General features: G+C 68.1%; 29 protein-coding genes. All 29 read left to right on the top strand.

Features of this window, described 5'->3' with window-relative positions:
- Positions 1-225: 225 nt before the first annotated feature.
- The 29 genes from EJ913_RS30075 to EJ913_RS29930 all read left to right on the top strand — a co-directional run bounded on the left by EJ913_RS30075 (position 226) and on the right by EJ913_RS29930 (position 20,833).
- Positions 226-594 (top strand): helix-turn-helix domain-containing protein, encoded by a 369-nt coding sequence (locus tag EJ913_RS30075; protein ID WP_127004938.1) that lies wholly within the window; start codon positions 226-228, stop codon positions 592-594.
- 205 nt (positions 595-799) lie between these two features.
- Positions 800-1,099, top strand: coding sequence for a helix-turn-helix transcriptional regulator (locus tag EJ913_RS30070; RefSeq protein ID WP_127004936.1), 300 nt, complete (start codon positions 800-802; stop codon positions 1,097-1,099).
- Positions 1,100-1,176: 77 nt separating this feature from the next.
- Positions 1,177-1,449 carry a hypothetical protein gene (locus EJ913_RS30065; protein ID WP_127004934.1) on the top strand — a complete coding sequence of 91 codons (273 nt, stop codon included), beginning with the start codon at positions 1,177-1,179 and terminating at the stop codon, positions 1,447-1,449.
- A gap of 282 nt (positions 1,450-1,731) precedes the next feature.
- On the top strand, positions 1,732-2,148 hold the full coding sequence (locus EJ913_RS30060; RefSeq protein ID WP_127004932.1) for a DUF968 domain-containing protein: 417 nt from the start codon (positions 1,732-1,734) through the stop codon (positions 2,146-2,148).
- Positions 2,145-2,759, top strand: coding sequence for a hypothetical protein (locus tag EJ913_RS30055; protein WP_127004930.1), 615 nt, complete (start codon positions 2,145-2,147; stop codon positions 2,757-2,759). The genes EJ913_RS30060 and EJ913_RS30055 overlap by 4 nt, the downstream gene beginning before the upstream one ends.
- A gap of 7 nt (positions 2,760-2,766) precedes the next feature.
- Entirely contained in the window at positions 2,767-3,279 is a 513-nt protein-coding gene (locus EJ913_RS30050; protein WP_127004928.1) for a hypothetical protein, read from the top strand.
- Complete coding sequence (locus EJ913_RS30045; protein WP_127004926.1) at positions 3,276-5,132, top strand: DNA polymerase III subunit beta; 1,857 nt, start codon at positions 3,276-3,278, stop codon at positions 5,130-5,132. The genes EJ913_RS30050 and EJ913_RS30045 overlap by 4 nt, the downstream gene beginning before the upstream one ends.
- Positions 5,132-7,069, top strand: coding sequence for a DNA cytosine methyltransferase (locus tag EJ913_RS30040; RefSeq protein ID WP_127004924.1), 1,938 nt, complete (start codon positions 5,132-5,134; stop codon positions 7,067-7,069). Before EJ913_RS30045 ends, EJ913_RS30040 begins: the two co-directional genes overlap by 1 nt.
- Positions 7,066-7,335 (top strand): hypothetical protein, encoded by a 270-nt coding sequence (locus tag EJ913_RS30035; RefSeq protein ID WP_127004922.1) that lies wholly within the window; start codon positions 7,066-7,068, stop codon positions 7,333-7,335. The genes EJ913_RS30040 and EJ913_RS30035 overlap by 4 nt, the downstream gene beginning before the upstream one ends.
- Entirely contained in the window at positions 7,332-8,765 is a 1,434-nt protein-coding gene (locus EJ913_RS30030; RefSeq protein WP_185910017.1) for a helicase-related protein, read from the top strand. Before EJ913_RS30035 ends, EJ913_RS30030 begins: the two co-directional genes overlap by 4 nt.
- 29 nt (positions 8,766-8,794) lie before the next feature.
- On the top strand, positions 8,795-9,508 hold the full coding sequence (locus EJ913_RS30025; protein WP_127004920.1) for a hypothetical protein: 714 nt from the start codon (positions 8,795-8,797) through the stop codon (positions 9,506-9,508).
- Positions 9,509-9,510: 2 nt separating this feature from the next.
- Positions 9,511-9,849 (top strand): hypothetical protein, encoded by a 339-nt coding sequence (locus EJ913_RS30020; RefSeq protein ID WP_127004918.1) that lies wholly within the window; start codon positions 9,511-9,513, stop codon positions 9,847-9,849.
- Positions 9,842-10,144, top strand: a complete 303-nt coding sequence (locus EJ913_RS30015) for a hypothetical protein (RefSeq protein WP_127004916.1) — start codon at positions 9,842-9,844, stop codon at positions 10,142-10,144. The genes EJ913_RS30020 and EJ913_RS30015 overlap by 8 nt, the downstream gene beginning before the upstream one ends.
- Positions 10,137-10,700 carry a hypothetical protein gene (locus EJ913_RS30010; protein WP_127004914.1) on the top strand — a complete coding sequence of 188 codons (564 nt, stop codon included), beginning with the start codon at positions 10,137-10,139 and terminating at the stop codon, positions 10,698-10,700. The genes EJ913_RS30015 and EJ913_RS30010 overlap by 8 nt, the downstream gene beginning before the upstream one ends.
- Positions 10,690-11,496 (top strand): BRO family protein, encoded by an 807-nt coding sequence (locus EJ913_RS30005; protein ID WP_185910016.1) that lies wholly within the window; start codon positions 10,690-10,692, stop codon positions 11,494-11,496. The genes EJ913_RS30010 and EJ913_RS30005 overlap by 11 nt, the downstream gene beginning before the upstream one ends.
- Positions 11,486-12,802, top strand: a complete 1,317-nt coding sequence (locus tag EJ913_RS30000) for a DNA methyltransferase (protein WP_211099073.1) — start codon at positions 11,486-11,488, stop codon at positions 12,800-12,802. Before EJ913_RS30005 ends, EJ913_RS30000 begins: the two co-directional genes overlap by 11 nt.
- Entirely contained in the window at positions 12,796-13,077 is a 282-nt protein-coding gene (locus tag EJ913_RS29995; RefSeq protein ID WP_127004910.1) for a hypothetical protein, read from the top strand. Before EJ913_RS30000 ends, EJ913_RS29995 begins: the two co-directional genes overlap by 7 nt.
- Positions 13,071-13,670, top strand: a complete 600-nt coding sequence (locus EJ913_RS29990) for a hypothetical protein (RefSeq protein WP_185910015.1) — start codon at positions 13,071-13,073, stop codon at positions 13,668-13,670. Before EJ913_RS29995 ends, EJ913_RS29990 begins: the two co-directional genes overlap by 7 nt.
- A complete protein-coding gene (locus EJ913_RS29985; RefSeq protein WP_127004908.1) occupies positions 13,660-13,902 on the top strand; it encodes a hypothetical protein in 243 nt (80 codons plus the stop codon). Before EJ913_RS29990 ends, EJ913_RS29985 begins: the two co-directional genes overlap by 11 nt.
- 39 nt (positions 13,903-13,941) lie before the next feature.
- Complete coding sequence (locus EJ913_RS32230; protein WP_211099072.1) at positions 13,942-14,757, top strand: hypothetical protein; 816 nt, start codon at positions 13,942-13,944, stop codon at positions 14,755-14,757.
- Positions 14,750-15,604, top strand: a complete 855-nt coding sequence (locus EJ913_RS29975) for a hypothetical protein (RefSeq protein WP_127004906.1) — start codon at positions 14,750-14,752, stop codon at positions 15,602-15,604. Before EJ913_RS32230 ends, EJ913_RS29975 begins: the two co-directional genes overlap by 8 nt.
- Positions 15,601-16,914: a hypothetical protein gene (locus EJ913_RS31980; RefSeq protein WP_185910014.1), complete on the top strand. Its 1,314-nt coding sequence runs from the start codon at positions 15,601-15,603 to the stop codon at positions 16,912-16,914. Before EJ913_RS29975 ends, EJ913_RS31980 begins: the two co-directional genes overlap by 4 nt.
- On the top strand, positions 16,911-17,195 hold the full coding sequence (locus EJ913_RS29960) for a DUF2312 domain-containing protein (RefSeq protein WP_244939554.1): 285 nt from the start codon (positions 16,911-16,913) through the stop codon (positions 17,193-17,195). Before EJ913_RS31980 ends, EJ913_RS29960 begins: the two co-directional genes overlap by 4 nt.
- On the top strand, positions 17,196-17,483 hold the full coding sequence (locus EJ913_RS29955; RefSeq protein ID WP_127004904.1) for a helix-turn-helix domain-containing protein: 288 nt from the start codon (positions 17,196-17,198) through the stop codon (positions 17,481-17,483). It begins immediately after the preceding gene.
- Positions 17,483-18,751, top strand: a complete 1,269-nt coding sequence (locus tag EJ913_RS29950) for a hypothetical protein (protein WP_127004902.1) — start codon at positions 17,483-17,485, stop codon at positions 18,749-18,751. The genes EJ913_RS29955 and EJ913_RS29950 overlap by 1 nt, the downstream gene beginning before the upstream one ends.
- Positions 18,748-19,869: a hypothetical protein gene (locus tag EJ913_RS29945; RefSeq protein WP_127004900.1), complete on the top strand. Its 1,122-nt coding sequence runs from the start codon at positions 18,748-18,750 to the stop codon at positions 19,867-19,869. The genes EJ913_RS29950 and EJ913_RS29945 overlap by 4 nt, the downstream gene beginning before the upstream one ends.
- A 200-nt stretch (positions 19,870-20,069) precedes the next feature.
- Positions 20,070-20,261: a hypothetical protein gene (locus tag EJ913_RS29940; RefSeq protein WP_127004898.1), complete on the top strand. Its 192-nt coding sequence runs from the start codon at positions 20,070-20,072 to the stop codon at positions 20,259-20,261.
- Between the two features lie 3 nt (positions 20,262-20,264).
- Positions 20,265-20,558: a hypothetical protein gene (locus EJ913_RS29935; protein ID WP_127004896.1), complete on the top strand. Its 294-nt coding sequence runs from the start codon at positions 20,265-20,267 to the stop codon at positions 20,556-20,558.
- Positions 20,558-20,833: a hypothetical protein gene (locus EJ913_RS29930; protein ID WP_127004894.1), complete on the top strand. Its 276-nt coding sequence runs from the start codon at positions 20,558-20,560 to the stop codon at positions 20,831-20,833. Before EJ913_RS29935 ends, EJ913_RS29930 begins: the two co-directional genes overlap by 1 nt.
- Positions 20,834-20,913 lie beyond the last annotated feature (80 nt).

The raw sequence follows: 20,913 nt of genomic DNA, 5'->3' as shown, positions 1-20,913 counted from the left end.
AGCACATCGTGGAGAACGAGATGCTGAACGGCGAGACCATCCGCCTCGACGGCGCCATCCGCATGGCGCCTCAATGACTTAGCTCTCGTTTGATCGGCAGAACGCCCCGCTCTGCGGGGCGTTTCGCGTTTCACGGGTAACAATTGGGTAACACGATGTAACCGAGTTGCGCTTGTTACCCAGGGTTACGCCATGTTATTTCTATCCCACAGAAGCCAAGTGCTTTTGGTTGAGCTGATCACGATCACTGGATTCATTGAGGGGAAAATTGTAATGGCCATGAAGAAAAGCGAAGAACATAAAAAATTTGATGATGATTTCATCATAAGACTAGAAGCAATTCGACTTCATCTAAAACTTCAAAAACAGGAAATGGCCGATTTATTGGGAATAGCAAGCAATACATATTCTTATGCTTTAAGAGGAAGCGCCACACCACCTCCATATAGACTTAGGGCCATTATCGAAAAAGGTATAACTAGCGACTTTATGTTTTTTGGTATAACTAATGGAATGAGCGAAACCCTCGTTAAATCTATTTCGTCATTTTACAATGAAGCCGAGATCGAGATTAATAAGCTCAGAAAGCAATGACTGGATCGATAGATACTATTTAAAGAATGGCGCATATTTAGCGCCAACCTTCTCACGAAAACCTAGCCCCGCTAAGCTCGATGATCGCCCGAAATTCAGCGTGATAGAATTCTAGTTGACAGAATTCTATCACGCTGAAATGATGCCTCGCATAACGTGATCGCACATAGCATCACGCCACCGCAATCACCCAGCGGGCAGGCACATGAGTGTTCCCAATCGCATTCTGCGCTTCAAGGAAGTGCAGAGCCGAATCGGCGGCTACAGCCGAATGCACGTTGACCGGCTGGAGAAGGCCGGCAAGTTCCCCTCGCGCGTCCAGATCGGCTCCAACTCGGTCGGCTGGATGGAAGACGACATCGCCGCCTGGATCGGCGCTCGCACGCGGGGCTCGCACGCCCCGGTCATTCCTGATGTGACCGAATCCCCCGACAACACTGCCACCCCGCCCAAGCCGGCCCGCAAGCGCGGTCGCCCGCCCGGCCCGGCGCACCCGGCGCCCTGAGCGCCCGCACGCCTTCTACAGTTTGACCCGCCATCCCGCGCCCACCATTGGAGCGCGAACGCCAGAGGTTTGCCTCCATGACCGCCAACCCCGACCGCATACTCCGCCCCATGGGCGCCGCAAGCCTCGTGATCGAGCCCGACACCGCGCGGGACCGCATGTTCGCCAGCATCGTGACCGGCGATCCCGAGCGCTGCCACCACATGGCGAGCCTCCCGCACGACGTGGCGGCGACACTCGGTTTCGAGGCGGCGGACCAGCATTTCACCTGCCCGACGCAGGCGATCCTCTGGATGGACTGCCGCGCGGGTGACTTGGGCATGCGCGCCGCACCCGTCTCGCCGCCCTGAGTTTCGCGGCTTCGGCCGCGTCCACCCGCACGGCGCTGCGTTCCTCCCGCGCCGCGCATCCTGGCCTCGCCGCCGGGCATCAACCGCCCGGCGGCACCTTTCCCAGCCCCTTACCCACGCCGTGGGTGGGGCCACAGGCCGTTGCGGACCGCCCTCCCAAATGGGGTAGCCCCGCCGGCAAGCCACCCCCCGAAAGCGTGTGGCGAACTCAGTGCGGCACGCCCGCCCCGGCGCAAACGGACACAGCGCCGGGGCGGGTACTGCCGGAGAGCGAGACACCCCATGGGTTTGCCAGCCCGAATTGCCCGAGACACGCCCCAGCGGAGCGTGGTGAAGGCCCAGGTCAAGAAGGCGCGCACGGCGGCCGACCACGTCGAGCAGATCCGTCAGCTGCCGTGCTGCGCTTGCGGCCTGCCACCGAGATCCGACCCCCATCACCTGATGCGCGGCGGAGACCGCGGCGGGAACCGGACCTCCTCCGGCCGCTACACCATCCCCCTTTGCCGCAAGCACCACGAAGAGATCACGCCGCACGGGAATCCGGAGGCGGTGCTCATGGCTCGCCACGGCATTGAGGCTCGCGCCCTGGCGGATGCCTTGTGGGCCGAACGCGGCAACCTCGACGGCATGATGCGCGCCGTTGTCCGCGAGCACCAGAGCGCCCGTCAGCGCCTTCGCCAGAAGGAGGCGTGCCTGTGACCGACGACGCCACCTTCACCGCGCCGAAGCCGCTCATCAACCTCCAGACCGTCTCCAAGCGCCTGGGCATCTCGGCCGCCTCCAAGTTCATCACCTTCGACGGCCAGACGGTCGGAACCCTGACCTCGGAGACCAAGGACGGCGTCCGTCTCTTCATCGGGCGCATCACCGACTGCCAGGGTCACCGCGCCTACCACGAGAGCCGGTCCCTGTCGGAGGTGGCCTCCCGTCTCGCGATCCTGCTGACCAACAAGCTTCGCCGGTCCAACCCGGACGCCGACTGGGGGCCGCTGACGCTGGACGCCAGCCCCGGCGAGCTGAAGGAGATCGCCTCCGGCACCCGGACCGTCCTCCGCTACCCCTACGCCCACCGCTACAGCCGGGTCGCGTGCCCGTTCGGTCGCCCCATCGTCATCCTGAACATGTCCGGCACCCGCGAGGGCAAGAGTCGCACCGAGGCGACGCTGGTCTCGGTCAAGAAGGTCCCCGCCGCCGTCGCACACGCCGCCGACCCTCGTCTCGATATCCGCTACCACCGCGCGTCCAGCTTCGCGGAGGTGACGTTCGAACTCGTCGCCCCGGCGGCGGACACCTCCACCGCCAGCCCGTGAGGCCGCGATGACCGCCACCACGAATCCCGAGCGGCCCGCCCGCTACGAGACCCAGGCCTCGATCCTGACCTGGGAGCGCCACACCTTCGGCCCCTCCACGCCAATGCAGACCCTCGCCAGAGCCGCCGACGAGCTGGCCGGGCTGTTCGACGCCGTCGCGACCAGCAGCGAGCCCGAGCGGATCGTCGGCAAGGCGACCGCGGCGGCCCTGGCCCTGGTCAGCATCGGCGAGCTGCTGGGCACCACCGACTGGCTGTTCGGCGGGCGCGAGCCGCGCATGTACCGGCCCGCCCGCCTCGTCGGGTACACGCTGACCCAGCTGGGTCTGCTGACCTTCGACGTCGAACTGGTCTCGACCGGCGACCCGGCCCGCAGCCAGTCCGTCGCGCTGCGCAACCTGCGCGCCGTGGTCGGGGCGCTGCGGGAGCTGGTGGGTTGCTATGGCCGCGACCTCACCCACGAGGTGGACCGTGCCATGGCGGCGGCTCGCGCCCTCCAGAAGCGGAGGGCCGCGCCATGAGCCTGCCAATGACCTGCGTCAAGGACGCCTTCTTCTACGGCCATGTCGTCGGACCGCGCGGGCTCGTCTCGCCGGTGCCGCACCTTGAGGGTGCAATCTCCCTCGCTGATTTGCCCCACGGCGCGTTCAGCCGGATGGTCCGAGGCAAGATCGACCCGCTTTGGGGCGCTCAGGATCTCGATCCGGAAGGCTTGCAGGACCTGACGGACCTGTTCGCCGAGCGCGGGTGGGCTTGGGAGGCGGAGACGCTCTGGAATTTCCAACCGGGTGCCCGCGTGAATCGCCTTGCCCGAGCCGCCTACGAGAGCAAGAGCGAGGGCGGGAAAACCAAGCCCCGCATGCAGTCCGTGATGGACGCCCTCTATTCCCACTTCGCCGGTGACGATCCCATCGACGAGGAGGACCGCGCCGCGGAGCGGGCCGGCGAGGACGCGCCAACCGCCGAACTCACGGCGGCCGTCGAGTCCATCGCCGCTGCGATTGCCCAACCCGCGCCGGCCGCCCCAACGCCCGAAGTGTCGCCGCCGCCGAACGCCGTCCCGCTTCGCCCCGCCTATTTCGCGGCTCCGGCGTCGCCCGAACCGGCCACCCCAAACGGCACCAATACCAACGGTTTGGCTAAGGAAATCGCCCCTCAGCCGGCCACCCCCAAGGACTCCCGCATGCAGTTCACCGCCGACAAGGCGCCGCTCCTGGCGGCCCTCCGGAAAGCCGCCGGCTTGGTTCCGAAGAAGACCACCATGCCGATCCTCTCCCACATCCTCCTGGATGTCGGAAACGACCTGACCATCTCCGGCACCGACCTCGCCGTCGACGTGCAGGTCCGGATGTCCGTCTCCATGGGCGCCACCCCCGGCAAGGTGGCCGCCCCCGGCGCCGATCTGGTCTCCGCCATCAGCACGCTGCCCGACGGCGCCCAGGTGACGCTGGAGCGCACCGAGGATGGGCGCTTGCGCATCCTCTCGGGGCGGACGCGCTTCCATCTCCCCATCCGTCAGCCCGACGAGATGCCGGCCTTCGCCGAGGCCGATGGTCATGAGATCCGCGCCCAAGCCCAGGAGTGGCGCAAGGCCATCGACCGCGTCGCCTTCGCCATAGCGACCGACGAGGTCGTCAAGGCCCAGTTGTGCGGGCTGTTCCTCCATGCCCGCCGCGAAGGACTGCGCGCCGTGGGCATGAACGGCAACCTGCTGTCCCGCTCCGACCTCGCCGTAACCGCGCCGGCTCGCGCCTACGTGGCGGCCTACGAGGAGACCGACGGCCCTCCCGGCATCCTGATCCCGCGCGAATCGGTCGGCATCCTGCGCCGCCTGTTGGGCGATGCCGGCGATACCCAGGAGGTGGTGGCGACCGTCAACACCAAGCGCGCCGTGTTCGACCTGGGGCCAGTTCGGTTCGGCACGACCTTGAGCGCGGCGCAGTTCCCGCCCTACGAGGCGATGATCGATCACAACCACCAGGGAGCCGAGCGCAAGCTGGCGGTTCCGCGCGCCGACTTCCTCGCTGTCGTCAACCGCGTCCAGACGCTCGCCACCGACAAGTACAGGGCCGTCACCTTGACCGTCACCGCCGAGGGTATCCGCGTCGCCGTCTCGGGCGACAGCGGGGCCGACGCGGTCGATATCCTGGAGGTGCCCACGCGCTACGAGGACGGCACGCTCCAGATCGGATTCAACGCCGGCATGCTGGTCGCGGGCCTCCAGTCGATGGGCGACCCGGCCCTCCTGTGCGACCTGAGCGGTCCCAACGGTCCGACCTTCTGGCGCGCCATCCAGGAGGAGGACATCGCCGCCGCCGAACACCTCGTCATCGTGCTGCCCTGCCGGGTCAGCGCCCCGGTCGAGGGCGTGTGATGGACAGCCTCTTCCCCTCCGAGGCTTTGCGGCCTGTCACGGATGCGCCGCGCCATCGTCGCCGGGTCCATCAACCACCGCGCCAAAGCCCCAACCAATGGCCGCTCGACGACTCGATCAACGTCGTTCTTTTTGCCGGTCTCGGCGGCGCCTGCCAGGGCCTGGAAGAGGCCGGCTGCCCGGTGCATGTCGCCAACAACCACGACGACATCGCCATCGCCGCCCATGCCGCCCTGAACCCGCACACCAAGCACATCCGGGGCGACATCTTCGACGTGGACCCAATCCAGGCGACCGGCGGTCGGCGGGTCAAGGTGCTGTGGGCCTCGCCGGACTGCCGCGACCACTCCGTCGCGAAGGGCGGCGCCCCGCGCTCGGCCCGCGTCCGCTCGCTGCCGTGGCAGGTCTGCCGGTGGATCGGAAAGACCCGTCCGCAGGTCGTCATGGTCGAGAACGTCCGCGAGATCCGTGGGTGGGGGCCTTTGGTCGCCAAGCGGGACAAGGCCACCGGGCGCGTCCTGAAGCTGGACGGCGCCGTGGCCGCCAAGGGCGAGCGCGTGCCCCGCGATCAGCAGCAGCTCGTCCGCGACAAGATGCGCCTCGGGCGGTCGTTCCGCCGGTTCGTCTCCCACCTGAAGCGACTGGGCGGCGCCTACGATGACCGGGACCTGAACTGCGCCGACTATGGCGTGCCGACCAGCCGCCGCCGGTATTTCGCCGTGATCCGGTTCGACGGTGGCGTGATCCGCTGGCCGGCGCGGACCCACGCCCCGCGCGACGAGGCGACGGCGCTGGGCCTGCTGCCCTGGGTGCCCGCGGCCGACATCATCGACTGGTCGCTGCCGCTGCCCTCGATCTTCGAGCGCAAGAAGCCGCTGGCCGACGCCACGATGAAGCGGATCGCCACCGGTCTGAAGCGCTTCGTGCTGGACAACCCGACGCCCTTCATCATCCCGCTGACCCATCACGGCGAGGGCCGGGTCTACCCGGTCGCCGAGACCCTGCGCACCGTCACCAGTGCGCACCGGGGCGAACTGGCCGTGGTGGCGCCGACCGTTGTCCGGCCGGGCCACACGGGGCCGGGTTACACCGCCCATCGCGGCCAGGATGTCGCCGTCCCGTTGCAGACCATCACCGGGTCGCCCGAGTTCGGCGTCGTCGGAGCAACCATGGTGCAGACCGGCTATGGCGAGCGCGAGGGGCAGGCTCCGCGCGCTCTGGACCTCCAGGCCCCCATCGGAACGCAGGTTGCGGGCGGCGGGAAGCATGCCGTTGTTGGCGCCATGATGGCCCCCGCCATCATGTGCAACAACGAGAACAACGTCGGCGTGGCGCCCACGGAACCGGTGCCGACGCTGACCACGGCCAACCGGAACTATGTGACCGGCGCCTGGATGGCCCAGCACAACACGGGCGTCGTGGGGCACGAGATGACCGACGCGCTCTCCACGATGACGACGGCGGGGACGCAGCAGCAGCTTGCCGCCGCCTACCTGACAAAGTTCCGCGGAACCTGCGCGCACGGACAAACGGTCGAGACGCCGGCGCCGTCCATCTGCGCCAACGGCGGTCACACCGGCTGCGTCGCGGCCTTCCTGACCAAGTATTACGGCGCCGAGGCGGACGGCCAGGACTGCCGGGACGCCCTCCACACCCTGTCCACCCGCGACCGTTTCGGCGTTGTCACCGTCACCATCGACGGCCAGCCCTACGCCGTGACGGACATCGGCATGCGGATGCTGGAGCCGCACGAGGCCGCCGCCGCGCACGAGCTGGCGCTCCCCAAACTGATCACCGTCGCCGGCAAGACGCGCCCGCTGACCAAGACGGAGTCCATGCGGCTGGTCGGCAACAGCGTGCCGAAGCGGATGGCCCGCCTCCTCGCCCAGGCGAACGCCGTCCATGCGCTCCACCCCTCGCTCCAGGCGGCCGAATGATGCGCTACACCCACCCCAACCCCCTGCGCAACGAGCGCGAGGCCAACCACCGCCGCGGCGCTCACGACCTCTCCGCCCTCGCGGCCCAAGCCGCCGCGTCTGGTGTCACCGTCAACCGGGTGACCCCGCAGGAGGTCCGCGAGTCCGCCGAGCAGCGCGCCGCCCTCCTCAAGAAACAGCGCCGGGCCGCTGGCTTGCGCGGCGCCGAGACCAGGGCCGCCGCGAAGCGCGAAGCCGCCCGCCGGACGGAGGCGACGCAATCATGACCAGCACCCCCAGCTACGCCGACGTCCTCGCCCGCAAGGTGGTCTCCGCCCCCATGCGCGGCCTGGATAGCATCCCGACCCTGTCCGCCCGCCACTTCCCCTATCAGCGCGACGTGGTCGAGTTCCTCCTCCGCACCGGCTGCGGGGCCGGCTTTCTCGACACCGGCCTCGGCAAGACCGGCATCGAGCTGGACTATGCCCGCGTCATTGCCGAGCACACCGGCAAGCCGGCCCTTCTGTTCGCGCCCCTGGCCGTCGGCCCCCAGCACGTCGCCGAGGCCCTCAAGATGGGCATGGACGAGGTCCGGGTGGTCCGCTGCCAGGACGACGTCCGGCCAGGCATCAACATCGCCAACTACGAGCGCCTCCACCTGTTCCAGCCCCATGCCTTCGGCGCGCTGGTGCTGGACGAATCCTCCATCCTCAAGTCCTTCAGCGGCGTCACCACCCGCAAGCTGATGGCCTTCGGATCGGCCATCCCCTACCGGACCTGCTTCACGGCCACGCCCGCCCCGAACGACCACACCGAGCTGGGGCAGCACGCGCAGTTCCTGGGCGTGATGGACTCCGTGGAGATGCTGACCCGCTGGTTCATCAACGACCAGAAGCACATGGGCGCGTACCGCCTCAAGCGCTACGCCGCCGCGGACTACTGGAACTGGACCGGCACTTGGGCGCGCTGCCTCTCGGCGCCCTCGGATCTGGGCTATTCCGACGACGGGTTCCGCATGCCCGAGCTGCTGACCTTCAACCATCTGGTCCGCGTCGACCAGACGGAAGGAGCCGGGGAAGACCGGGACGGGCAAATGCGCCTGATCCGCCTGCCGGGCAACTCGGCGACGGAAATCCACAAGGAAAAGCGCCGCACCGCCGATGCTCGCGCCCGCGCGATCGCCGAGGCCGTCATGGGCGAGCCGGACGAGGCCTGGGTCATCTGGTGCGACACCGATTACGAGGAAGAGGCGCTGACCGCCCTCATCCCCGGTTCGGTCGCGGTCCGGGGCTCCATGAAGCCGGATCTGAAGGAGGAGCGGCTGATCCGCTTCGGCCGGGGCGAGATCAAGCGCCTCGTCACCAAGCCCTCCATCGCCGGCTACGGCCTCAACTGGCAGCACTGCGCCCGGACGGCCTTCGTGGGCCTCTCCTACAGCTACGAGGACTACTACCAAGCCATCCGCCGTTTCTGGCGGTTCGGCCAAACCCGCCCGGTCCACGTCCACACCGCCCAGGCGGACACCGAGAGCCACGTCGCCGCCACCGTCGCCCGCAAGGAAGCCGACCACCTCGCCATGAAGCGCGAGATGGCCGCCGCCATGCGCCGGACCGGGGAAGCCCGCGGCGTCAAGCAGACCTACGCCCCCACCGTCGCGCCGATCCTCCCGCCCTGGCTGGCCGGGTCGGGCGCGCCCGTCAACCGCCCGGCGCGCTGAGCGCCCGCCCCGACAAGGAATCCCCCATCGTGACCACCATCGACCTGAATCGGCTCACCGCCGACGCCATGACCAAGGCCGTCAAGAGCGGCGCCCTGCAAACGGCCATCGAACGCGGAGTCTCCAAAGCCATCGAGGAGATCGCCCGCGAGGCCGTCGGCTACGGCTCGCCCTTCCGCAAGGCGCTGGAGGAGGCGGTCAAGAGCATGCTGGAGTTCGATCCCAAGGACCTGGGGCTCTCCGGCTACAACGCCGCCGTGCTGGCCGTCATCAAGGCCAAGCTGGACGCCATCGTGGACGAGCAGCTCCGCGAGCGCTTCTCCAAGGATTTGGATGACCTGCTGGCCCAGCCGCCGAACGAGATCGCGCTCTCCAAGCTGGTGGCGGACTTCAAGCGCTGGGCCATCCGGGATGGTTTGACCGACGGCGACTACTGCACCGTCCGCATCGACCGCACCACCAGCCACAACTCGCGCTGGCTCCGCCTCGATCCCAAGGGCGGCCGGAGCGAATACTCCTGCCGCTTCTCCCTCCTGATCACCGATGACGACAGCGTCTTCAGCATCTCCGACTCCGGCCAGGACCTCAAGAACGCCGTCCTGTCCAAGCGCCTCTACGGCTTCCCGCGCGACCTGTTCCGGCTGATGGCCGCCGGCGCGAAGATCGTGATCGACACAACGGACATCGACGGAAGCCTCATCGACTACGGCGATGACGAGGGCAGCGAAGAGGAGGACCTCTGACCATGTCCGAAGCCCTCAACGTCCTGGTTGCCCGCACCCTGACATCCCAACAGGCCGAGATCGACCGCCTCCAGCAGCGCGTCACCAACCTCCTGAACGCCAACAACACGGAGGTGGAGCGTCGCCGTTCCGCCGAGTTCCAGGTCGGCAAGCTCACCTCGCTCCTGCGCGACTACGAGGCCTGGGAGGCGGATCTCGTCCTCAACGCCGACTGGTCCAACGAGACGCCCCGCCTGACGCAGCCCCAGCTGGACCGGCTCCTCCGCCTCCAAGCCGCCAGGAACATGGCGCTGCGCCCGGCGCTGGTGGCGATGACCGCGAAGGAGATCAGCCGTGGCTAAAAAGCTGTCGCCCTCCCGGCGGCTGGCCGCCTTCCAGGCGCGCCTCAAGCCCATCGAGGACTTGTTCGCCGCCGGGCGGATCGGCCCCGCCCTGCGCCGGGAGCTGCTGATCCACGCCCGCGACCTGACGGGCATTCCCACGATGAGCACGAAGACCAACGAACCCGGCACCACCGTCGGGGCCGGCATGACCGAGGAGGAGTTCCGGGAGCGCCGCCGTGCGGCAGATCGCCGACGCTACGCCCGCCAGATGGCCGCCCAGTCCGGGCAGGCTGGGGAGGCTCCCCATGCGTAACGGATCCAGGCAGACGAAAGCCCAAGCGCAGGCGGTGCCCGAGATCACCATCAGGGAGTTGCGCGAGAGCGGCGTGGACGGGGGCGGCTGGATGGGATGCTGGGCGAAGGGGCATCACGCTCCCGACGCTTTCATGGCCGCCGCCGCGCGGACGGACTTCGAGTGGGACGGCTACGGACGCCGCCCCCTAGTTCATGCCTGGATGATCCAACAGGACTGGTGGAGGTGCGTCCCGATGGCCGGCGAGCCGGGCTGTTGGGAGTACCGGGCTGCCGTGCCGAAATCGCGCGGAGCTTTCCCGGCCACCTATTTCAGCACCAGCGAGCTGGCCGTCTTCCGCTGGAAAGCCGAGCGTAAATGGACCGAGGCGGATGCCTGGCGCGCGGCCGCCGACTACAGCCTCGACCATTCCGTGACCGTTTTCCGCGCCCGGATCGGCAATCGGAAAGTCGGGAGCCTGATCGGCCTGAACCGTGAGGACGTGATCGCCCGCGAGCGCGCCCGTTCGGACGGATCGTATGACCACCTCGCCCTGGAGGTCACGCATGTCCGGTAATCTCATCCCCTTCAACTTCGAGGACGTCGCCGTCCGCGTCATCGACCGGAACGGTGAGCCGTGGTTCGTGCTGACCGACGTGTGCGTGGTGTTGGGGATCGGCTCACCCCATAAGGCGGCGGAGCGGCTGGACGAGGAGGATAAGACAACCCTCGATACCCGGAATACTAATCCGGCAACCCTTGGTATCGAGATCGACCCTCGCGCCCAGTCGCTCACCATCGTCAACGAATCCGGCCTCTGGTCCCTCGTCCTGACCAGCCGTAAGCCCTCGGCCAAGCGGTTCAAGAAGTGGATCACCGCCGAGGTCATCCCGACCATCCGCAAGACCGGCTCCTACGGCACCCCCACTCCCCAGCTGGATCTGAACGACCCGGCCCAGCTCCGTTCCCTGTTGCTGGGCTACTCAGAAAAGCTGGAGACGACACAAGCCGCGCTGGTGGAGGCGGAGAAGGTCGCCGAGGTTGCCACCGGCGCGCTCGACCGGATCGCAGGCGCCGACGGCACGCTCACGGCGACGCAGGCCGCCAAGGATTTGCAGGTCCCCCGACACGTCCTGCTCACCTACATGCGCACCAACCGCTGGGTCTACCGCCCGCGCGGTTGCGCTGACGACATCCCCTATCAGGACAAGATCGAGGCCGGATACCTGACCCTCAAGGTGGAGACCGTCCCTCGCGGCGACGGCACGGAAAAGATCATCCAGCGGGCGCGCATCACGTCCAAGGGCCTGACCAAGCTGGCCCAAGTGGTTCCAGGCGCCCGCAAGCCGGGAGGGAACAACCATGCCCGCTGACCTGAAGGCCCGCCACCTCAAGGTGCTGGAGGCTCTGCCCCACGGCGACCCGGCCGCCGGCGCAAAACCCGCCGACATCGCCGCCCTGCTGAACCTGAAGCCCGGCAACGTCTCCCGCGCACTGTTCGACCTCGTGGAAGCCGGTCGCGCCTCCCACGCCGGCTCGGACGGGCATCGCCGCTACGCTCGCACCGACCAAGGTGCCCGCCGTCTCTCCGGAGAGGAATCCCCCATGCCGCGCCCCGATGCGCCGACCATCCCCGCCGCACCCCCGGCCGAGGACATCCCACCCCTCGTCCTCGATCAGGCCTCGGGCGATGCCTGGAATCTCTACAACGCCGACTGCGTCTCCTTCGCCCGCAACCTGCCGGACAACAGCGTGGACCTCGCGGTCTACAGCCCGCCGTTCAGCAACCTCTACGTCTACTCCGAATCCATCGCCGATCATGGCAACTGCGCTTCGGACGCCGAGTTCTTCGACCATTACCGCTATCTGGTCCGGGAGAAGGCCCGCATCCTGCGTCCCGGCCGGCTGACCGCGATCCACGTCAAGGACCTCGTCTACTACCAGAACAGCAGCGAGGACGGATCTGCAGGCCTGCGCGCCTTCTCCGACGGCTGCACCCGCGTCCACCTGGAGGAGGGCTTCGCCTTCCATTGCCGGATCACGATCTACCGGGACCCCGTGCTGGAGCGTTCGAAGACCAACGCCCACGGACTGCTGTGGAAGACCTTCCAGGGCGACGCCTCGTTCTGCCGGGTGGGCATGCCGGAATACCTGATGGTCTACCGGAAGTGGGCCAAGCCCGGCGAGGAGAGCCTCGTCCGCCCGGTCACCCACCCCAAGGACAAGGTCCCGCTCACCCGGTGGCAGGATCTCGCCACGCCCGTCTGGCGGACCAACGACATCGACCTGTGGCTGCCCTACGGCGACCCCCGGCGCACACCCCATGCCCAGGTCTGGAACCTCCGTGACCCCGGCCAGGGCGACGCCGATCTCCCCTCCACCGACGTGCTGAACGTCGCCATCGCCAAGGACGAGCGGGCCGAGCGCCACCTCTGCCCCATGCCGCTGAACATCACCAAGCGGGCCATCGACCTCTACACCAACAGGGGTGACGTGGTGTGGTCCCCCTACGCCGGCATCGGGTCGGAGGGCGTCTCCGCGCTCTCCATGGGCCGCAAGTTCGTCGGGACCGAGCTGAACCCGACCTACTTCCGCCAGGGCGCCAAGTTCCTCGCCGAGGAGGCCCAGGCGAGCGCCTACGGCTCCCTCCTCGACCTGATGGAGGGCGCATCGTGGTGACGCAGCAACCGGACAGTCGCCCCGGCTTCTACTACGTCTCGATCGTCCGAGACTCACGCGTCGGCCTGTTGGCCGGTCCCTTCATCGACGACCACGCCGCCGCTTTGGCCTGGGTCGAGCGTGCGCGGGCGGAGGCGGAACGTTGCGATCCGTTCGCCGTGTTCGACGCCTTCGGCACCGTCCGCCTGACGAGTAGCGCCAAGCCCGGCGTCCTGAATTCCATCCTCGGACTGCCCTGCCTCTCCAGCGAGCAGGCCAGAGGTGCGTCATGCTGATCAACGGCGCCCTCTCCCTGTGTCCGCCCGTGGTTGGCTTCGATCCCATCCACATCGATGACCTCAATCGGTGCTTGGTCGCCTGGGGGCACAAAATGGGGCCGTGGACGCGGCCGGACTTCGGCGATCAATGGCTCTTTGGAATACGCCACGATGGTCGCCTCGTCGCCGTCACCGCCTCGTGCGCGCTCATGACACCCCGGTGCGCAGCTGGCCTGACGCGAGCGGATGCCTTCGAGCTCGGGCGGGTCTGTGCCGTCGCCCCGGACTGGTGCCGGGTTGCTGTCCGGCTGTGGCGTCTGGCGGTCTATCCGGCTATTTGCTCCGCGCGTGGCTATCAGTGGGGCATCAGCTACCAAGACGCCTTGCGCCACAGCGGCGACCTCTACCGACACGATGGATGGCGGCGCATCGCCTTCGCGCGTGGCGGGGGCTCGACCGATCAGCGGACCGGCCGCAAGGGCTTCGACAAGTGGATTTGGGGCTGGCACCCGGACCCCGAGATCCTCAAGGCCCGCGAACTCCCTCGAGCCACTATCGACGCGATCCAGGCGCGCCTGAAAAGGCGGATGGAGGCCAGTCGTGCAGCTTAATCCGCACTTCCAGTCCATCGCCTCCGACACCTCCGCCCGGATGGTCGACGCCTTCACGGATGCCCAGGCGCGCGGCCTCAGCCCGTCCGAAACCGTCTGCCTCGCGCTTGGCGTCCTGAAGGCCCTGATCAGCGCCACCGGCCCCGACGCCGAGCGCTTGGCCCGAGGCGCCGCCCAGCAATTCGAAGCCCTCGCCGCCGGCCAGCCCCTGCCGACCGAGCCGCTCCACTGAACCCCCGAAACGGCGCTTGAGCGCCGGAGGATGCCCACCATGAACGCCGACAAATTCCCTTCGCTTACCGACGCGCTGGAAACCACCGCCGCCTCGCTCATTCCAGACGGCCCCGCGCGGCCTGACGCCTTCCAGTCCCGCGTCCAACCCTGGATGCTGGCGTGCTTCGGAGAGCTGATCGCCGCCGACACGATGGAGCGCAACCACCGCTTTCTGGAGGAGGCGCTGGAACTGGTGCAGGCGTGCGGCTGCACGCCGAGTGAGGCGCACCAACTCGTGGATTACGTCTTTGGCCGCCCGACCGGCGAGCGCAGCCAGGAAGTCGGCGGCGTCATGGTCACGCTGGCGGCGCTTTGCTTGGCGCAAGGCCTGGACATGCACGCGGCCGGCGAAACCGAACTGGGCCGCATCTGGACCAAGGTCGATGTGATCCGGGCGAAGCAGGCGGCCAAGCCGAAGAACAGCCCGCTCCCCGGCCTCACGGTCCTGCTGCAGCAGGACGCAATGGCGAAGGCCACGCGCCCGCTGCACCGCATCGACCGCCCGGAAGGCCGCTACGAGCCGGCCATGTTCCAGGACATCGAGGAGGCCAACGACCGCGAGTTGAAGCTCATCGCCAAGAGCCACGGCTACGACCTGCGCCTCAAGGTCGGCGAGTGGGACGGTGAAGCGGCCGACATCATCGAAAACCACGGCAGTTTCGGCGACGCGCTGGAGGCCATGGCCCCGCCCGCCACGGACAAGGATGGCTATCGGCTGGTCGGCGCCTGGGACTGCGAGGATGGCGATTTGGTGCTGGCCTACGTCCGCCCGCTGATCCGTGCCTCCAAGACGGAGGAGCAAGGCAATGGCTGAGCCCGTCTGCACCCACATCGTCATCACCCTGATCGTGCATGACGACTGCCCCGGCGGCATGGATGGCTTCGCCGCCATCGGTCGGCTGCCCGCCTCCGACCTGGGGCGGATCAAGGCCGTCGCGTCCCCGACCGAGACGCAGTGGATCGCCGACATCTGGGGCGACTGCGGCCACTATGACGACCACTTCCTCTCCGACGAGACGGTTTCCGAAATCTTCGGCAAGCCGGTTGCCGAACTGGTCAGCCGGGGCCGTCAGCGCCTTGCGGAGATTAACGACGATGCCGCCAACTGGCTCGCCAAGCGCCACCCGTTCGTGAGGCCGTTCCTGCCGACCAACCAGTCAGGAGCGCTAGCCATGAACCTCCGCATCCTCAAGAAGCTGAGCAAGAGGGCCGTGCCGCTGCTCGCCCATTTCAGGATCGGCCCCGACGAACTGTTCCTGGCCGAGCGGCGCGACAACCACCTGGGCGTCCTGCTCATGGACCGCTCGTGCTGGGATCGCGGTCGGTCGCCCCACGCCGACCTCATCCACGAGCGCGAGATCAAGCGCCCGGCGCGCGACGGCAAGGGCTGGGTCTACATGCACCCGCCGGTCCACCCGCTCAAGGGCACGCCCATGATCGGCGGCATGGACGGCGGCGAACAGCCCGAGTGGAGCGAGCAAACCGCATGGGAAGCGCTGCGAGGGTTCGTTCGTTGGAACGACAAGCCCTCCACCATGACGGACGCCGAATGGGCGCTGGCCCAGCGCATCGCCCGCACCACCCCCGTCACCGACGAAGAGATCAACGCCTGGATGGCCGAGGACGAAGCCGCCACCGATCTGGAGGAACTGTTCGCATGAGCCCCGATACCACCAAGCCCATGGACCCCGGCTCCGCCGGCCAGTACCGCGCCGAAGCCCGCGCCGCCCGCGTGGCGCTGGGCTTCGCCACCGACAGCATCGAGGTCGCTCCCACCGACATCACCGCCGCCATCGCCTCTCTGAAGGCCCAGGTGACCACTTTGACCGAAGCGGCCGAGGAGGACGCCGAGTTCGTGAGCGCCATCGTGAAGGCCATCTGCGACCACGTCGGCCTCGATCCGGACCCCGAGGGCTACACGACCGCCGACTTGGAATCCTTGCTGGAGGAGCACAACGACGAGATCGACCGCGTCTATGCCGAGAGCAAGGCGTCCAAGACGCTGGCCACCGACCTCGCTTCGGAGATGGTCCGCGTCCACCGCCACATGGGCGACCTCCTCGCCGCCACAGATCCCGGTGCGGACGCTTTCGCCTCGCATCACTGCGTGGGCCTTTTGCTGGCGCGTGCCCGCTCCGCAGGATTGCTGCCCGCATCCATGGACAGGCCGCCCCTGCCCGAGCCGCTGACCTTCACCTACGCCAACTGGCGCGGGGAAACCGCCGTCCGCCGGGCACGTCCGGTCCGCGTCTATTACGGCTCCACCGAGTGGCACTCCGAACCGCAGTGGCTGATGGAAGCCTACGACGCCGACAAGGGCCTCCTCCGGACGTTCGCCATGCGTGACATGTCCGCTTCGGCAGTCACCCCCGTCGCGGAGATCAGCCCCTCCATGTGCGTCGCCGCCTCCGACGCGGCCGCCTCCATCGGCGTGAACCTGCCGGCCAGCCAAGCGGCTGCGGTAATCTGCGCCGCCCTCACCGAGGTCATCCGCGACGCCGAGATCGCCTGGAAGCCGATAGCCGAGGCAAAGCCCGGAAGCGGCGGCCTCGTACTGGGCAACCCGGACGGCGTCTACGTCAGCGGCAGCATGCCGGACAAGTGGGTGCGCGGCTTCCTCCGCGAGGACGGCACGACCTGGGACGACGAGGGCTTTCCGCTGAAGGCCGGCCACTTTCTTGTGCCGCCGCTGCTCCCGGCCTCCCGCGCGCTGGCGCCAGATTTCCTAATGGAGCGGCCTCGCGACCCGCCTGCTTTCCACGAAGGTGAGCAGTTCGGCCAGATCGTCGGCGTCGATCAATCTCATCCCGATTTGAGGGGCGTCGTTGATGAAGGCGGGGTGCCCGGTCTCCACGTTGAAGACCGTCCAACCAGTTCCTTCGGCGTCGGGGCGAATGTCGTATTGGGCCATGATGGGAAGGTGGATCGCTCGCAGACCGGCGACCATGGTGCAAACGAGGTGGCACCATGACGGGTATGGGGCACAACTCCGGCAGCGCTGGCCCCTCCGATGTGGGTGGGATCGCCGCCGACCGGCTCAAGTCCTTCGTCGAGCGCATCGAGCGTCTCGAAGAGGAGAAGAAGGGCCTCCAGGAGGACGTCAAGGAAGTCTACGCCGAGGCCAAGGGCACCGGGTTCGACACCAAGATCATCCGCCAGATCATCCGCCTGCGGAAGATGGACAAGGCCGACCGCCAGGAGCAGGAAGCGATCCTGGAACTCTACAAGGAAGCTTTGGGGATGGTGGACTGAATGAGCACCACCCCGAACCCCTTGACCGCCTGGAACCGCCTCCGTCGTCAACTGCGTCGGCGCCGCAGCCAGATGGGCCTGACGCAGGCCGAGGTGGCGCTTCGGGGCGCCTTCGGGCAGCGCTCGCTGGAACGGTGGGAAGCCGGTGGTGCGGGCGATGCGGAGCCGGGCGCCTACGCCCTGCTTCGCTGGTGCTCCGTCCTCAAGATCGAACTGAACGCGGTCCCCTTGGACCCGCATGACGCTGAATCCGAAACGGTGCGCGAGACCGCGCCCGAGGGGGTCTGATGGCTCGTATCCGCTCCTGCTTTCCGGGGCAGTGGACCGATGAGGACTTCGTTGAGTGCAGCCCCTTGGCCCGCCTGCTGGTCATTGGGCTGCGCAACGAGGCCGATGACCAGGGCGTGTTCGAATGGAAGCCGCGCGCCCTGAAGATGCGCCTGCTGCCGGCCGACGATATCAACGTCACCGACCTGCTGGGCGAGCTGGCGACTCACCGGCAGGTCATGCCCTACGAGATCGACGGCAAGGCCTACGGCGCGATCCGCAACTTCATGCTGTGGCAGCGCCCGAAGAAGCCGAAGGCGATCCACCCCGTTACCCCAGAGGTGCGGGACTGGGTCGGAATGAACAGGCGCTCACCCCCGGTCGGTTCGGAGCCGGTGGAGGATCGGGGCAGTGCCGGTGCAGAATTGGAAGGCGATGAAGAGGCCCCCGGTTCCGAACCGGTTCCGAACCCCACCGAAACTAACACCACTTCAACGGCGTCCGGTACCGTACCGGTTCCCCACCAGTCCGGCACCGGTACGGATTTCGCCGTTCAGAGGGAGGAGGTAGGAGGAAGGAGGGAGGAGGATCTAAGTTCCAGAGTCGGTGAATCATCGGCTGGCGGTAGCGCGTGCGAGGGCGCGAAGGACCATACCGCCGCCGGTTTGGTTCTGGATTTCGGGGTTGAGGCGGTCGACGCCGTGTTCGTGCTGGTCGAGCGGGGTGTCGAGAACTGGTTCGACGTCGCGCGCTGCGAACGGTCCGCGGGGGATGGCCGGGTCATTCGGGGCTGGCTGGCATCGGCGGAGGCCGCCGGCATGACCGCCCCCGACGCCTTGGAGCTGATCGGCGAGGTGGTGGACCGCCAACTCAAGCGGTTGTCCGAGAAGCCGAAGCAGACCGCCCCGTTCTCGCTGGGCATGCTCACGAAGGACGTGGAGGGCGCCATCACCGCCGCCCGGCGCAAGCCGCCACATGTGGCGGATGCACCCCCCGCTCCGATGGAGGAGCGCGCCCCCGCGCCGTACGACAAGCGGTTTACGGTCGTGCAGTGGGCGAGCTGGATCAAGCCCTGCACGGTCACTGTCGCCGATGGCCGCGCCGTCATCGTGGCCCCCGCCTCGCTGACCGCCGCCCGTCTCCGCGATCACCACGGGCAGGACCTGCGGGATTGCCTGGGGGTCGCGGATGTCGAGATCCAGATCGCGCCCCGCGCCAAATCCGCCAAAGGTGGCGGATCGAAATCGGCGCAGGTCATTCAGCACCCGGCCATGGCGGGTGCGAAGTGAGCGCCCGCAAGCCCCCCGCGTCCATCACGGTCCGGATCGGCGGCCAGCCGGTGGACGCCGAGGCCCGCCCCGACCTCGGCAAGGGCCTCTACGCCGCCTGGGTCGAGATCGACGGCGAGGACGTGGCTCGGTACTACCGGCTTGACGGGTCGGGCAAGGGGGCGGTCCTTGTGGACGTGACGCCCCAGGTCGCCGCCGACCTCGCCGCCCGTCAGCGCCGCGCGGACGAACGGCTGGAGCGGGAGCAGCGCGAGGGCGAAGCCCGGCTCCGGCGCGCCTCGGGCGAGACGCTCAAGGACGCCCGGTCCCGGCATGGGGATGTGATCGAGGAGCACTCGGACAAGGCGGGGGTCAAGCGCCTGCGGTCGCGGTCGCCGATCCAGATCCTCCACGCCAAGCACTGGCTGACCGGGCGGCAGTTCAGTGCCGGCCAAGCCTTGCACGAGGACTACATGCGGGCGCAGATGGTCCACCAACCGCTCGAAGCTGGGTCGGCGCCGGACTCCGGGGACGGGGGCGGCGGGTGTTTCGAGACCGCCGCCTTGGAAGCCGCCGCTCGGGTGGAGCGGGTGCGGGCCTGCTGCGACCAGCTTGACGGCCGGCTGTGGCCGGTGGTGCGGGCCGTGGTGCTGCGCGAGCGCACCGCGACGGAGGTCGCCAGTAGCGCCCGGTCGGAAGACCGGCGCGCAATCCTCGTTTCCCTGCGGGCTGGGCTGGATGTGACGGGGGATTGCTACGGCTTGCAGTCGGGCTACGCCCGGACCCAGGTTCGCGTCGGGGTCTTCTGGGTGCCGGTGGAACTGGCGCAGGATTTCAACGAGGTCCAGGGCAAGCACGGAGAGTTGTGGCGCTCCCGCACGCTGAACGGCTGGCCCTGGATCGTGGAGGCCCGTACAGCCAGCGAGGTCTACGCCCAAGCCCGCGCGGAGGTGGATCGTCGCGTGACGGACCGGCTGGGGCCAGGACCGCACGCCTCGGCGGCGATGGGGGTTGTGCTGGCTGAGGACCGGAAGGCGGCCAGCAACGCAGCGGCGCAGCGGGCGGCAAGCGCGCGAATAGCGGAGGATCGGCGCGCCAAGGCGGCGGCAGCCGAGCGCGCGAGGGTGGTAAGACGTTAAGGTATCGGTAATACTTTCGCGCTTGCCAAGGGACCCTTCTTCGGGCACCTTGGCTCAAGCTGCAATTGCTGCGCAGCGAACGGTTTCACGCCCCGCCAGACCTGCCTGTGCGGGGTTTTTCGTGTCTGCCCTCAACCGCTCCACCCACCACCCGCCCGGTCCTGACCGAGGCGGGTTTTCGCGTTTCCGGAGACCCGCCCATGGCCGACCGAACCCTCCAGTGGCTTCCCCACGGCAAGGACATGCCCGTGGGTTGGCGCGCTGCCCAGCAAGCCGCCAGCCACCACAACGCCCACGCCATCCTGATCGAGCCCGATCCGGACAACGCCGTGGCGCTCTACGCCGCCGAGGTCGCGGCCACGCGCCCGACCGCCATCGTGATGGGGGATTGATCCATGGACGCCCTGTCCCCGCTGCCCGACATGGGCAACACCCTGATGCAGATCGCCGGCCTGTCGCCCAACGCTCAGGTCGCCGCCGTCATCATGATCGGGCTCATCGGGCTGGCCTGGGTCTGGACCCGCCGCCCTCTGCCCGGCCCCGGCAACGAGACGTTCAACCTCGTGATCGCGGCGCTGACCGAACAGGCCAAGGCCACCTCCACCCTGGCCGAACAGGTCGAGCGTGTGGTCGAGCAGAACGCGGTGATCATCGCCCGCCTGCCGGTCAAGACGATGGAGCCGGCCTGATGCTGGACGCCCCCGCCGACCGCATCGCCCTGGCCACCGCGCAGCTCGACGCCGTGGCCGCCGCCTACGCCCAGGCCACCGAGATCGTCCGGCCCCTGATGGAGGCCGCCCCCGATGGGCATGTCGCCGTCGGCGCCATGGACGGCTGGACGGCGGTCATCCCGAAGCCCGGTTTCCCGCCCGCCGATGGGCTTGAGCTTCGCGGCGACTCCATCGCCACCGACGCGGCAGACCTACGCCACGGGGCAGCCTGCGGGCAGCCAGGGGCGGTCTGACCGGCCCGGCCCGAGGGGGTGGGGTCGCGGGTCCTTCCCGGCGGGGAGGGAATACGGGTGGCGAAGTTGCGATCACTGTC

Origin of the sequence: Azospirillum doebereinerae, assembly GCF_003989665.1 — a bacterium.
In the GTDB taxonomy this organism is placed as follows: Bacteria; Pseudomonadota; Alphaproteobacteria; order Azospirillales; family Azospirillaceae; genus Azospirillum; species Azospirillum doebereinerae.
The sequence above is the reverse complement of the archived record's forward strand: the minus strand, read 5'-3'. Positions and strand labels throughout refer to the sequence as shown.